Below are 12,793 nucleotides of genomic sequence, written 5' to 3' on the forward strand. Positions count from 1 at the left end.
GGTACCTCTGCGAGACACGGAGACGGCTCTGCTGCGCGAATGGCTCCAACGGCTGGCAGGCTGAACCGGCCGCGCGTTCGGCAGGGGTGCGCACATCCAACTCCGCCTCGCCGCCCCACTCGCCACCGACCGGCGCAAGCCCTGGGACAAGCCCCGGACGCCCACCCGGCTGTGCCCCGTGGTGATCTCCGTCATCGGAAATCTCGCCAGGGTGACGTTCAGGTGCGGGCCGCCGCCACGGACTGCTCGCCCGATCCGCGGACGATCAATCGGGTGGGAACGGTGACGGTGCGAGCGCGGGAGCGGTCGCCGTCGAGCCGGGCCAGGGCCGTCACGGCTGCTGTTCTGCCGATTTCTTCCGGGTCCTGGGCGACGACGGTCAGGGCCGGTTCAAGGGCATCAGCCAGCGATACGTCGTCGAAGGCGACGACCGCCACGTGTTTGCGTCCGCTCCGGGCGAGTTCAGCGACGATCCCCAGCGCCATGATGTTGTTGCCGGCGAACAGGGCCGTGGGGGGCTCGGCCCCGTCGAGCAATTGGCCGGCCACCGCTTCGGCCCCTTGCTGATCGTGGGCGTTGACGACGAGCGAGCGGTCGTAGGGGATATCGGCTTCCTGCAGGGCTGAGCGGTAGCCCGCCAGACGTTCACGGCGGGTGTAGAGCTTGGCGGGAAGGTCACCGACGAAGCCGATGCGCCGGTGGCCGTGGGCGATGAGATGGGCGACGCCGTCGTGAGCGCCCGTGCGGTTGGAGCTGACGACGCTGTCCGTGGCCAGGCCTGCCCCCGGGCGGTCGATGAAGACGATCGGCAGGCCCGTCGCACGGTGGGTCTTCAGATGGGCGTGGCCGGCGCCGACCGACGGCACGACCATCAGAACGCTGACGCGGCGGGCGAGGAACTTGTCCGTCAGCGCGCGCTCGCGGTCGGGGTCGTCGGCGGAGGAGCCCATGAGAAGGGTCAGGCCGCGGTCTCGGACGGTGTCCTCGATACTCCTTGCGACGGCTCCGAAGAACGGGTTGGCGAGGTCGGGGATGACAAGGCCGACAGTGGTGTCGGGTCCGCCGACTCGGATGTTGCGGGCCATCAGGTTCGGCTGGAAGCCGAGTTTGGTGACGGCGGCGAGTACCTGTTCCCTGGTCTGTGCCGAGGCGGGGCCGTCCGCGTTGAGGACACGGGAGACGGTCTTGGCGCTGACGCCCACTTCACGGGCGACGTCTGCCAGGGTCGGGCGGCGGTTCGCTGCCATGGAGAAGATGGCCCCCTTGCACGTCGGTTCCGGCCGCGGCCTCGGCCGGAACCTGTGAGCGTTTTAGTTGTCTGGTCAGTTGGCCTGGACTCCCGCGGCCTTTGCCGCCTCGGAATCCGCTACGACAGTATCCCCGGAGGCATCGAGTGTGAGCGCGCCGGTCATGATGGCGACGACCTCCGCCATGGAGTAGTCGGCGGGCTTGATCACCGCTGCGCGCCGGCCAAGGCGGTGGACGTGGATCCGGTCGGCGATCTCGAAGACGTGCGGCATGTTGTGGCTGATCAGGACCACCGGCATGCCCTTGTCGCGAACGCGGCGGATGAGGTCGAGGACTTGGCCGGACTCCTTGACGCCGAGGGCCGCGGTGGGTTCGTCCATGACGACGACGCTGCTGGCCCAGGCGACGGAACGGGCGACCGCGACAGCCTGCCGCTGTCCGCCGGAGAGGGTCTCGACCGACTGCGTGAGCGAGCGCAGACCGATCTTCAGGTCGGCCATGTGCTCGGCGGCTTCCTGGCGCATGCGCTTCTTGTCCAGCATCCGGAAGACACTGCCGAGGACGCCGGGGAGGCGGAGTTCGCGCCCGAGGAACATGTTCGATGCGATGTCCATGGAGGCGGCCACGGCGAGGTCCTGATAGACGGTCTCGATGCCGTGGGCGCGTGCGCTCTGCGGGCCGGAGAAGGCGATGGGCTTGCCGTTGAGGCGTATCTCGCCCGCGTCGGGAATCACCGCGCCGGTGAGCGCCTTGATCAGGCTGGTCTTGCCGGCGCCGTTGTCGCCGATGACGGCGAGCACCTCGCCGGGCATCAGGTCGAAGTCGGCGCCGTCGATCGCGGTGACCTGGCCGTAGCGCTTGACCAGACCGCGGGCCTGCAGCACGGGGACGGGGGAGGAGGCGGCGGGGGTCATCGGTTCTTCTTCCGGGAGATCTGGTCGACGGTCACCGCGAGAATCACCAGGACCCCGGTGATCAGCGTCTGGTAGGTGGAGGCGACGCCCATCAGTTGCAGGCCGTTGCGGAACACACCGACGATGAGGACGCCGATGAATGTGCCAAGGACCGATCCGCGTCCGCCGAAGAGGCTGGTGCCGCCGAGGACCACTGCGGTGATGCTGTCGAGGTTGTCGGTCTGGCCGGCCTGCGGATCGCCCACTCCGGTGCGGGAGATGAGCAGCAGGGCCGCGACGCCGTACAGGAGGCCTGCCACGGTGTAGATGCCGATGGTCAGACGGGAGGTGCGGATGCCGTTCAGGCGCGCCGCTTCCGGGCTGTTGCCCCGCGCGTACACGTGCCGGCCCCAACTGGTGCTGCTCAGCGCGTACGCGAGGAAGAGGAACAGGGCGATGGTGACCAGGGAGCCGTAGGTGATGTCGGTGTTGCCGAGCGGGAAGGTCTGCCCGAGGGCGGTCAGCGGGCCGGGCAGGCTGCTGACCGTCTGCTCCTCGGAGTAGATGTGGGTCAGGGCGAACGCCACGTTGAGCATGCCGAGGGTGACGATGAAAGGAGGCAGCGGGATCTTCTGCACCAACAGCCCGTTGAGCAGCCCGAATCCGCCGCAGACGGCTATGCCGAGCGCGATGGCGAGGAGCGGGGGCAGGGAGCCCTCGGCCGCCATCTTGGCGATCACGATGCTGCCGAACGCCATCACGGCACCGCACGACAGGTCGATGCCCGCCGTGAGGATGATCAGGGTCTGGCCGATGGCGAGGGTGCCGACGACCATGACCTGCTGCACGATCAGTGAGAAGTTCCCGCCGGTGAGGAACTGGTCGTTCGAGATGGAGAAGAAGGCACAGGCCAGGAGGAGGGCGACCAGGGGGCCGGTGGTCGGTGCCGTGAGCAGTCTGCGGGCCGTGGTCGGCGCTTTGAGCCCGGCGTACGGCGAGGACGTGTCCGGGGGTGTGGTCGTGGCTGTCATGCGAAGTCCTTGTCGGAAGACAGAGGTCGTTGTCCGTCCTGGCCGGAGGGACAAGAGGACAAGCGGGCGGCCGTCCCCCGGTCGGGGAGGAAGGGACGGCCACCCCGCTGAGAGGGAGAGGCGGAGTCGTACGGTCCTGGGGCCGGCTCAGCCCCAGCAGCCGTCCAGGCCGAACGCGGTGTCCTTGGACGTGACCTTGGCCTGCGCCTTGTCGGTGATCAGGTTGATGCCCGTGTCGGTGTAACCGGACGCCTTCTTGCCGTTCTTGGCGTACGTCACGACCGCCTCGACGCCCTGGGAGGCCATCTTCAGCGGGTACTGCTGGGACGTAGCGGCGATCTTGCCGTCCTTGACCGCCCGGGTGCCGGTGCAGCCACCGTCGACGGAGACGATCAGGACGTCCTTCTCCCGGCCCTTCGCCTTGAGTGCCGTGTACGCGCCCAGCGCGGCCGGTTCGTTGATGGTGTAGACGAGGTTGATGTCCGGGTCCTTCTGGAGACAGTTCTCCATCGCGGTCTGGCCCTTGGCCTGGTCGCCGCCGGTGTCCTGCGAGCAGACGATCGACTTGTCCTTGGCGCCGATGCCGAAGCCCTGGAGGAATCCCTTGTGCCGCTGCACGCCCACGGAGACGCCCGGCGCGAGGTCGAGGGTGGCTATCTTCGCCGTCTTGCCCTTCATGGCGGCCTTGGAGTACTGGCCGATCCGCTTGCCGGCATCGAGGTTGTCGGTGGCGAAGAGGGCGTCGACAGCGCTCTGCGGCTCGGTCGGGGTGTCCAGGGCGATGACCAGGACGCCCTTGGCGCGGGCCTTGGCGATCGCGGGCACGATGGCCTTGGAGTCGCTCGGGGTGATCAGGATGCCCTTCACGCCGGAGGCGACCATGTTCTCGATGGCGGTGACCTGACCGGCGTTGTCACCGTCGAACTTGCCTGCGGCGGTGGACAGTTGGGCGCCATTCTCCTTGGCGGCCTTCTCCGCACCCTCCTTCATCTTCACGAAGAACGGGTTGGTGTCCGTCTTGGTGATCAGACCGACCTTGACTTTGCCTGAACCGGCGCTGGTGGAACTCGATCCGGAGCCGGAACCGCAGGCCGTCAGGGTGAGGGCCGCGATGCCCGTGAGGGCGGCGACTCGGAGGAGCGAGGAGGGCAGACGAGTGGTGCGAGGCATGGTCGACTCCTGTGGGATGGCGAGCGGCACGGGGTTGGAGGTCAGGCATGCCGCCGGAGTGTCATCGTTGACTTATGTCATCGTTGACACTTCATGGCGAGGATGATGGACTCCGCCTCCGGGAAACGTCAATGCCTTGCACCCGTCACAAATCGGCAAACTCCCGCAGTCGCCCCTCACTTGCAGTGCTCGACGGGTGCGCGACGACGTCCGCTTCGCCCACGTATCCGCCAGCTTCGCCCACGTATGCGTCAGCTTCGCCCACACGCCCGTCAGAGAAGAGCAGTCCATGAGCCCGCGTCAGATCACCGTCCTGGGAGAGTGCGTCGCGGACGCGTTCACCGAACCCGCAAGCACTCCCAGTGAACTCGCCCTGCGTGTACTGCCGGGCGGCGGACCTGCGAATACGGCGGTTTCGCTGGCCCGCCTCGGTACCCCGGCCCGCTTCCTCGCGCGCCTGTCCGGCGATGTGTTCGGCCGCTTGTTCCGTGCCCACCTGGAGGCATCGGGGGTGGACCTGTCGAGCTCCGTCCCGGCCGAGGAGCCCAGCACGCTCGCCGTGGCGGAGTTGGACGCCCAGGGTCAGGCCGCGTTCTCCTTCCATGCGCAGAACACGGCCGACTGGCAGTGGACGGCCGAGGAGTTGGCCCGGGTCGATCTGTCCGAAACCGCCTGCGTGCACACCGGTTCCCTGGCCCTGGTCCAGGAGCCCGGTGCGGCAGCGGTCGAGGACTTCCTGGCGGCTGCGGCCACCCGGGCGACCATCAGCATCGACCCCAATGTCCGGCCACTTCTCGTACAACCCCACGTCTATCGTGCCCGGTTGGCGCACTGGTGCGCCCTCGCCGATGTGCTGCGGCTGAGCGAGGACGACCTGGAACTGCTGCTGCCGGGCACCCCGCCCGAGCAGGCATGCGACACCTGGCATGCGGCCGGTGCCCGGCTCGTCGTGATCACACGCGGTGCCGACGGCGCCTTGGCCTCACTCGACGGCGAACGGCTGAAGGTGCCCGCCGTGCGGACGAGCGTGGTCGACACCGTCGGGGCGGGGGACTCCTTCACGGCAGGACTGCTGCACCACCTCGGCACCCGCGGGTTCCTCGGTGGCCGGCTGACGGAACTTGGCCTCGACGACGTAGCGGAAGCGTGCGTCTTCGCCGCTCGGACAGCGGCCCTGACCTGCTCGGTCGCCGGTCCCAACCCGCCGTGGCAGAGCCAGTTGGGGAGTCAGTTGGAGCAGCTCGCCACAGCTGAGCGCGCCTGACGCACCGACGGATCGCGGAGCGCGACATCGCGGCCGAACCGTTGACGCGGCGGCCGGACTGCGTCCATCATCGCCCCACTCGATGTCATCGATGACACAAGTCAACGATGACGCCCTTCTCGGTCGGTCCGCCCCGGGCATCATGCACCGCTGTGTGGACGACCGCAGCACAGGAGACACCATGAGCTCTGGACGAGTACCCCGGCATGCCCCAACCCGGATGATCGCGGCGGTGGCAACCGTCTGTGCCCTGGCCGCAGCCCCGTTGGCCCCTCAGGCCACGGCTGCCGACACCTCGCCGTACTCCGAGACCTACCGGCCCCAGTTCCACTTCACCCCGGAGAAGAACTGGATGAACGACCCCAACGGCCTCGTGTACTACAAGGGCGAGTACCACCTCTTCTACCAGTACAACCCCAACGGCAACTCGTGGGGCGACATGTCCTGGGGCCACGCGGTGAGCAAGGACCTCGTACGCTGGAAGGAACTGCCGCTCGCCCTGTCGCACGACGACAAGGAAGCGGTGTTCTCCGGCAGCGCGGTCATCGACTGGGACAACACGACCGGGTTCGGCACCAAGAAGAACCCGCCCATGGTGGCGATCTACACCAGCGCCTACAAGGACACGGGCATACAGGCGCAGTCGCTCGCCTACAGCACCGACCGCGGCCGCACCTGGACCAAGTACAAGGGCAATCCCGTCATCGACCTCGGCTCCAAGGAGTTCCGCGACCCCAAGGTCCAGTGGCACGCGCCGACCAAGAGCTGGCTGATGACGGTATCGCTGTCCACCGAGCACAAGGTGCAGTTCTACTCGTCCAAGAACCTCAAGGACTGGAAGCTGCTCAGCGATTTCGGACCGGCCGGCGCGACCGGCGGAGTGTGGGAGTGCCCCGACCTGTTCCCCCTCCCGGTCGACGGCGACAAGAAGAGAACCAAGTGGGTCCTGGTCGTCAACATCAACCCCGGTGGCATCGCCGGAGGTTCGGCCGCTCAGTACTTCGTCGGCGACTTCGACGGCAAGAAGTTCACCGCCGACGACAAGGGCTCGTACACCCCGCCGGCCGGCACGGTGACGCAGGACTTCGAGGGCACGGACTTCGGCAAGTGGACGACCACCGGCACCGCGTTCGGCGACAAACCGGCCGCCGGGGCGGTGGCAGGACAGGGGAAGGTCACCGGCTACGACGGCACGGGCCTCGCCAACAGCTTCCACGGCGGTGACGGAGCCACCGGCATCCTCACCTCGCCCGAGTTCACCGTCGACAGCAAGTACCTGAACTTCAAGGTCGGCGGCGGACGGCACCCGCACAAACCCGGGACGGTCCTAGAGCAGGGAGACCCGCCCACGGGCACGGTCCTCGCCGACTTCGAAGGCGGCAGCTACGGCGACTGGACGACGACCGGCGACGCCTTCGGCTCAACACCGGCCACCGGCACCCTCCCCGGCCAGCAGGAAGTCTCAGGATTCCTGGGCGGCGGCCTGGTCAACACCTTCCGTGACGGCGACTCCACCACAGGCACGCTCACCTCGCCCGAATTCACCATCGACAAGGACTACGTCAACTTCCTCGTCGGCGGCGGCAACCACCCGGCCGGCTCCGAGAACCCCACCGCCGTCGAACTCCTCGTCGACGGCAAGGTGGTGCACAGCACGACCGGAAAGGACGGCGAGGCGCTCAACTGGGCTTCCTGGGACGTCAAAGACCTCGTCGGCAAGAAGGCGCGGATCAAGATCGTCGACGACCACACCGGCGGCTGGGGGCACCTCAACGTCGACCACATCATGCTGTCCGACACCAAGGCCCGGCCCGTCTCCCAGGAAACGTCCGTCAACCTGGTCGTCGACGGCAAGGTCGTCCAAAGCGCCACCGGCTCCAACAGTGAGACCTTGGACTGGGCCTCCTTCGACATGCGCCCCTACGCGGGCAAGGAGGCGCGGATTCAACTCGTCGACATGAACACCGCGGGCATGGGCCACCTCTTGGCCGACCGGTTCACCACCGCCGACGCCCCCGCCAAGTCCGTTGTGCAGCGCGCCGACTGGGCCGACTACGGCAAGGACTACTACGCGGCGGTGTCCTGGGAGAACGCGCCGGGCGACAAGCGCCACATGATCGGCTGGATGAACAACTGGGAGTATGGCGGCTCCATCCCCACCGCTCCCTGGCGCGGCGCGCAGAGCGTCCCCCGGCAGATGGCCCTGCGCACCGTCAACGGCCGAATCCAGCTGACCAGCGAGCCGGTCGACAGCCTGGCGTCGCTGCGGCGGGAGCGCCCGGCGACGGCGGACGGCATCACCGTCAAGAGCACCTCGAAGACCCTGACCGGTCCCGCGGCCAAGGGCAAGGCACTCGACATCGAGGCGACCTTCTCCCTCAAGGACGCCGAACGCTTCGGCCTGAAGGTACGCACCGGCGCCGACGGCGGGGAGACCGTCATCGGCTACGACACCACGACGCAGGAGCTGTACGTCGACCGCACCAACTCCGGTGCCGTGGACTTCAGCGACGCCTTCCCCGGTGTCCAGAGAGCACCCCTGAAAGCCAAGAACGGCAAGGTGAAGCTGCGGATCCTCGTCGACTGGTCGTCCGTCGAGGTCTTCGGCGGCAGCGGCGAGGCAGTGATCACCGACCAGATCTTCCCCGACCCCGACAGCCAGGGCGTACAGGTCTTCGCCGAGAACGGCTCGGTGAAGCTGGACCGGGCCCGTGTCTGGCACCTCAACTCGTACCGCGACTGACCCCGACCGTCTTCGACCACGAAGGACACCACACAGTGAACAAGACCCTGCTCGCCGAGTTCACCGCCCGCGACGGCGCAAAGGAGGAGGTCGCCCGCCTGCTCCTTGACTACGCCAAGAAGGTGCGCGAGGAAGAAGGCAACCTCGCCTTTGACATCTACACCAAGGCGACAAGCCCGCGTGCCTACTGGATCTTCGAGATGTACCAGGACGAGGACGCCTTCCAGACGCATCTGAAGGCCCCCTACGGCGGCCCGTTCAACACCGCACTCGCCCCGCTGATCGAGGAGGACGCCTCGGTGCTGACTTTCCTCGATCCGGTGACGTGAACGGCACTTAGTAGACCTCTCATTTGGTGCATTGACGTGCGTCTGGCCGTGCTGCCGGCTGACGAGCTAGCCTCCGGGGGTGGGGATACCGATGAGCTTGGCGGCTCGGGCCAGCCGTCTGAGGAAAGGGCAGTCCAAGGTCGTCTTGGTGTTGTCCGGGCATCACCGGGGTCCGTTCGAGGGGGAGCGAATCCGACGAACGGTGCGTCGAGCAGTACGCATCGCGGAAGCCTTGGATTCGAGCCTGCCGGACGTCTGGATCTACGGGGCCGACTGCCACCGCCTCCCTGCGATCCAGAGCGGCTCCCTCGAGACGTGGATCGCGGACTGGGCAGTCTTGGCGAGGAGCCCCGTATTCAGCGAATCCAGGGAGAGCGGCAATCCGCTGGCCCGTTCGGTGCGGGAGTACGGGTTGTTCAAAGGCGGCAGTGTCGCCGACGCGATGGAGGTGCTGCGGAAGGAATATGGGACCTCCCGCGTACCGGTCCTTGTGCTCTTCCACGTGGAGTCGCTGGAGGGTGAGGACAGGCGTGTCGCCCAGCAGTTGGAGAAGGCGTCGGGCAAACCGCTGTTCTGGCAGTTCCTCGCCCAGCCGGAAGAGATGTCCTGGTCGGTGCTGAACCGCTTGGACGATGTACGCCGGGAACGCCCGAGGATCACGAACGCGCATTACAACGACTCATGGAACATGGACATATCGGCCGGGCTCGACACGCTCCAGCAGTTTGCGATGATCAAGCCCTATGCACGCTGGGCGAGAGAGTCCCGTCGGCGGGCGCTGGGGTGAGCAGTGCTCTCCACATGGTGCTGAGGGTCTTGCGTCCGGCCGGTCGGGTGGGTCAGGGCCGGTTGTACCACTCGCACTTGAGTGCAGTGTTCGCATCAAGGCAGATGCTGACGGACGCCGCCCCGCCGGGCACGTCCGCAGGGAGCGCGGTATTGAACTGGTATGTCACGTTGCACCGAGTGCCGCTGCTCCAAGTGCCCAGTTCGTTGCCAGAAGGACCGTACGTGCTGAACGACAACCTGTTGCAGCCGACGGCCCGGTGTGTTCCAGCGGCCCCGACCGACCGGTCGCGCCAAGTCAGGGTGCCGCGGACGGAGCTGGCACCGATCGTGAGGTCGAAATGGGTGCTCGGGTAGGGGGCTGGCTGCGCGCCGGCGGCGGGAGCCCCCAGCAAGGCGCCCGCGGTCAGCACGATGGAACCGAGGGCGGCGCTGAGATGAGTCTTCATGCGATCTCCAGGATGGGGACTACAGGGCCCGACCGCAGTCGCGTGCGGCACCAACCGGTTGAAGTGAAACTGGGCGGTGGCGAACCGGTTCGGCAAAGTCGCGGTCCGTTCGCCGCTGTCCCGGCCGGCACCGCCACATGACCCTCAGCTGACAAACAATCACCACAAAGACCGCTGCAGTACTAGTGCAGGCCGTCGATGCAGTAGCCGGCGCGGTAACAGGTCTGTCCCTTGAGGTAGTTCTGGTTTTCGTCGGTCATGTAGACCCAGATGTTGTCGGACCCACCGACGACGTTCGCGGCAAGGGTGAAGTCCGCCGGCCCGGATCGATTGCACCAAGTGCTGCTGCTCTTGAAGTCCAGTGAGGTGCTACCGGCGAACGCCCGCGCGTAGACCCGCCGACAATTGCTGGCCTTGAACGATGCGTCGATGCCGACCGACCGGTTGGACCAGCTGGCCGTGCCTTTGTAGTAGCTCGCCCCATACTCAATCGAGATGTCGGCGGCGGCGGCGGCGACGGCGGCGGTCGCGGGTGTCGCCGCGAAGGCCATCCCGGCAACCGACGCGGCTGCGGTCACGGCCACGCCGACCTTCCTCGTGCGGCTCTTCACCTTCGATGCGTCCTTCAACCTCACCATGACAACCACTCCCAGGTTCCTCGAGTGCCGGATGCGCAACCTCACCGTCGTGCGGAGGCGACCGCCTCAGATCCGGCAGTGAACGTTGCTGCCGTTGTTCGGCAACACGACTCCACCACGCGGGGACCTCACGCCGGAAAGCATTCGAGCCCGTTCAAATCCATCGCGACGACTGCTAGCGTCGGGCGGTGCTCACCCTGCGTGTAGACGCCAATACCGTGTCCAGGACACGGTTGGCGCCTTCCCCTGCTTCGGAATGCATGGCGTGGCTGAAACTCACCGCCGCGTCGGGACGGCATCCGGTCTTCGGGGATCCTGGACCACTCGCCCGAGCATCACTTGCCCATCCCGACGTTGCCCTGCTCGTAGACCTGTTGCCGCAAAACGGCGACACCTACAGACCTGACCTGCTCACCCCTCAGCCAGGAACGGACGCACAGCGCCGCGACCTGATCGACGAGCAGATCGCGCAAATCGAGGCCGTAGCGCAGGACGACCTCGAAACCCAGGTCTTCACCCACACCCGGACCCACTGGAACAGGCCGCTCCTTGCCACCACCCGCCGGATCGCGGAGTCGGGGCAGATGCAGCGCCATCTGGCCAACGGTCTCGCCCGGTTCTGGCGCGATACCTTGGCCGAGGGCTGGCCCGAACTGCGCTCGATCATCCATCAGGACATCGCCCACCGCGCGACAGCCATCGCCACCCACGGCGTCGGCCGGACGCTCGGAGCACTCCACCCCGACATGGCCTGGGCAGGCGACGCGATCACCCTCGCCAAGCCGTGGGACGCCGAAATCGATGTCGTCGGCCGGGACCTGGTGCTCACCCCCAGCGTGCTCAGCCGGCCCGCCGTCATCATCCAGGTCGACACCCCCGGGCAATTCGTCTTCTACTACCCCGCCCAGCGGATCGGAGCCGACCGGGATCGCAGGTCCGGAAAGATCGCGCAAGTGGTCGGCAACGCCCGAGCGGCCTTGCTTGCGGACCTCGAAACCGCCCGGTCCACCGCGGAACTCGCCGCCCGAACCGGATATACCCCGGGCACCGTCTCCTACCACCTCAGCGCCCTGCACCGCGCACGCCTCGTCACCAAGGCCAGAGACGGGCGCTACGTGTTGTACCAGCGGACAGCGCATGCGGCAGGACTCCTGGAAGAAGCCCATTGCAGTACTCGACGCTCCTCGGCGTCGACTCGGAAGCTGACACAGAGTAAGTGGCCGCTCACATAGGGGAGGTGATGCAGTGGAGATCGAGTGTGTTACCCATACGCAATCCCGAGGGCAGGACAAGAGCCCTGGTCGGTGGCAGGATGCACCGCAACTTGCGCAGCACACAGCGCTGTTGATCTCGCTCGCGCCCTGGTTCGAGCCTGCCCTGGAGGTCCTGTGTCCGCTCGTCCCCCGAAGTCCGTTCGTTCCCCGGTGGCTGCCATAGCCCTGACCACAGTCGCCGGCCTGCTGATGACGGGCTGCACCAGCACCAAGTCCGACAGCGACGGCGACAAGGGCGCCTCGGGGATCAAGCTCGTCTCGTCCGGCACGATCAAGACCTGCACGCATCTGCCCTATCCGCCGTTCCAGTCGAAGAAGGACGGCAAGATCGTCGGCTTCGACGTGGATCTGGTCGACCTGGTCGCCAAGGAACTGGGGGTCAAGCAGGAGATCGTCAACACACCCTTCGAGGGCATCGAAACCGGCCAGGACTTCAACATCCGCAAGTGCGACCTGGCCGCCGCGGGCATGACGATCACCGACGAGCGCGACAAGGTCATGGACTTCTCGGACCCCTACTTCAACGCCACCCAGGCGCTGATCACCAAGAAGGGGCAGCCCTACAAGACCTTCAAGGATCTCAAGGGAAAGAAGCTCGGCTACCAGAAGGCCACCACCGGCGGCATCTACGCCAAGAAGGAGAGCAAGGGCCTCGACATGGAGCTCGTGGAGTACGAGGACGTCGGCTTGCTGCTCACGGCGGTCAAGGCCGGCAAAGTCGACGCGGGCATCAACGACAACGGCGTGCTCTTCGAATACATCAAGGACAACCCGGACACCGAGGTGACCGCGGAGTTCGACACCGGTGAGAAGTACGGAATCGGCTTCCGCACGGGCAACGACTCACTGCGCACGAAGGTCAACGAGGTCCTCAAGGAGGCCCGGACCGACGGCAGTTACGACAAGATCTACAAGAAGTGGTTCGGCACCACTCCGCAGAGCTGACCTCGAGCATTCAAACGGCTGAC

At 66.7% G+C, this 12,793-nt stretch carries 12 protein-coding genes; 6 read left to right on the plus strand and 6 right to left on the minus strand.

The genetic code is table 11. The annotated features are described in order from the left end of the window. Nucleotides 1–218 precede the first annotated feature (218 nt). The 4 genes from ABD378_RS25425 to ABD378_RS25440 form a co-directional block, all read right to left on the minus strand. Nucleotides 219–1,247 (minus strand): LacI family DNA-binding transcriptional regulator, encoded by a 1,029-nt coding sequence (locus ABD378_RS25425; RefSeq protein ID WP_344524110.1) that lies wholly within the window; start codon nt 1,245–1,247, stop codon nt 219–221. Between the two features lie 75 nt (nt 1,248–1,322). Then, nucleotides 1,323–2,162 (minus strand): ATP-binding cassette domain-containing protein, encoded by an 840-nt coding sequence (locus ABD378_RS25430; protein ID WP_344524112.1) that lies wholly within the window; start codon nt 2,160–2,162, stop codon nt 1,323–1,325. Further along, the gene (locus ABD378_RS25435) at nt 2,159–3,172 is read right to left on the minus strand and encodes an ABC transporter permease (RefSeq protein ID WP_344524114.1); all 1,014 of its coding nucleotides are present in this window, start codon (nt 3,170–3,172) and stop codon (nt 2,159–2,161) included. Before ABD378_RS25435 ends, ABD378_RS25430 begins: the two co-directional genes overlap by 4 nt. A 147-nt stretch (nt 3,173–3,319) precedes the next feature. After that, the gene (locus tag ABD378_RS25440) at nt 3,320–4,342 is read right to left on the minus strand and encodes a sugar ABC transporter substrate-binding protein (RefSeq protein ID WP_344524116.1); all 1,023 of its coding nucleotides are present in this window, start codon (nt 4,340–4,342) and stop codon (nt 3,320–3,322) included. Nucleotides 4,343–4,631: 289 nt separating this feature from the next. Here ABD378_RS25440 and ABD378_RS25445 point away from each other — a divergent pair, with 289 nt between their 5' ends. The 4 genes from ABD378_RS25445 (at nt 4,632) to ABD378_RS25460 (ending at nt 9,465) form a co-directional block, all read left to right on the plus strand. Beyond that, nucleotides 4,632–5,606, plus strand: coding sequence for a carbohydrate kinase family protein (locus tag ABD378_RS25445; protein WP_344524118.1), 975 nt, complete (start codon nt 4,632–4,634; stop codon nt 5,604–5,606). Between the two features lie 181 nt (nt 5,607–5,787). After that, complete coding sequence (locus ABD378_RS25450) at nt 5,788–8,349, plus strand: GH32 C-terminal domain-containing protein (protein WP_344524120.1); 2,562 nt, start codon at nt 5,788–5,790, stop codon at nt 8,347–8,349. A gap of 35 nt (nt 8,350–8,384) precedes the next feature. Then, on the plus strand, nt 8,385–8,678 hold the full coding sequence (locus ABD378_RS25455; protein WP_344524122.1) for a putative quinol monooxygenase: 294 nt from the start codon (nt 8,385–8,387) through the stop codon (nt 8,676–8,678). Nucleotides 8,679–8,757: 79 nt separating this feature from the next. Next, nucleotides 8,758–9,465: a VWA domain-containing protein gene (locus ABD378_RS25460; RefSeq protein ID WP_344524124.1), complete on the plus strand. Its 708-nt coding sequence runs from the start codon at nt 8,758–8,760 to the stop codon at nt 9,463–9,465. Nucleotides 9,466–9,517: 52 nt separating this feature from the next. On the opposite strand, the gene ABD378_RS25465 is transcribed toward ABD378_RS25460, so the two are convergent. Continuing rightward, a complete protein-coding gene (locus tag ABD378_RS25465) occupies nt 9,518–9,913 on the minus strand; it encodes a hypothetical protein (protein WP_344524126.1) in 396 nt (131 codons plus the stop codon). Nucleotides 9,914–10,095: 182 nt separating this feature from the next. Further along, nucleotides 10,096–10,551, minus strand: a complete 456-nt coding sequence (locus ABD378_RS25470) for a hypothetical protein (protein WP_344524128.1) — start codon at nt 10,549–10,551, stop codon at nt 10,096–10,098. A gap of 188 nt (nt 10,552–10,739) precedes the next feature. On the opposite strand from ABD378_RS25470, the gene ABD378_RS25475 reads away from it, so the two are divergent. Both ABD378_RS25475 and ABD378_RS25480 read left to right on the plus strand, forming a co-directional pair. Further along, nucleotides 10,740–11,783, plus strand: coding sequence for a helix-turn-helix domain-containing protein (locus ABD378_RS25475; RefSeq protein WP_344524130.1), 1,044 nt, complete (start codon nt 10,740–10,742; stop codon nt 11,781–11,783). 231 nt (nt 11,784–12,014) lie between these two features. Beyond that, on the plus strand, nt 12,015–12,770 hold the full coding sequence (locus tag ABD378_RS25480) for an ABC transporter substrate-binding protein (protein ID WP_344524233.1): 756 nt from the start codon (nt 12,015–12,017) through the stop codon (nt 12,768–12,770). Nucleotides 12,771–12,793: the final 23 nt, after the last annotated feature.

The organism is Streptomyces rectiviolaceus (genome assembly GCF_039533825.1).
In the GTDB taxonomy this organism is placed as follows: Bacteria; Actinomycetota; Actinomycetes; order Streptomycetales; family Streptomycetaceae; genus Streptomyces; species Streptomyces rectiviolaceus.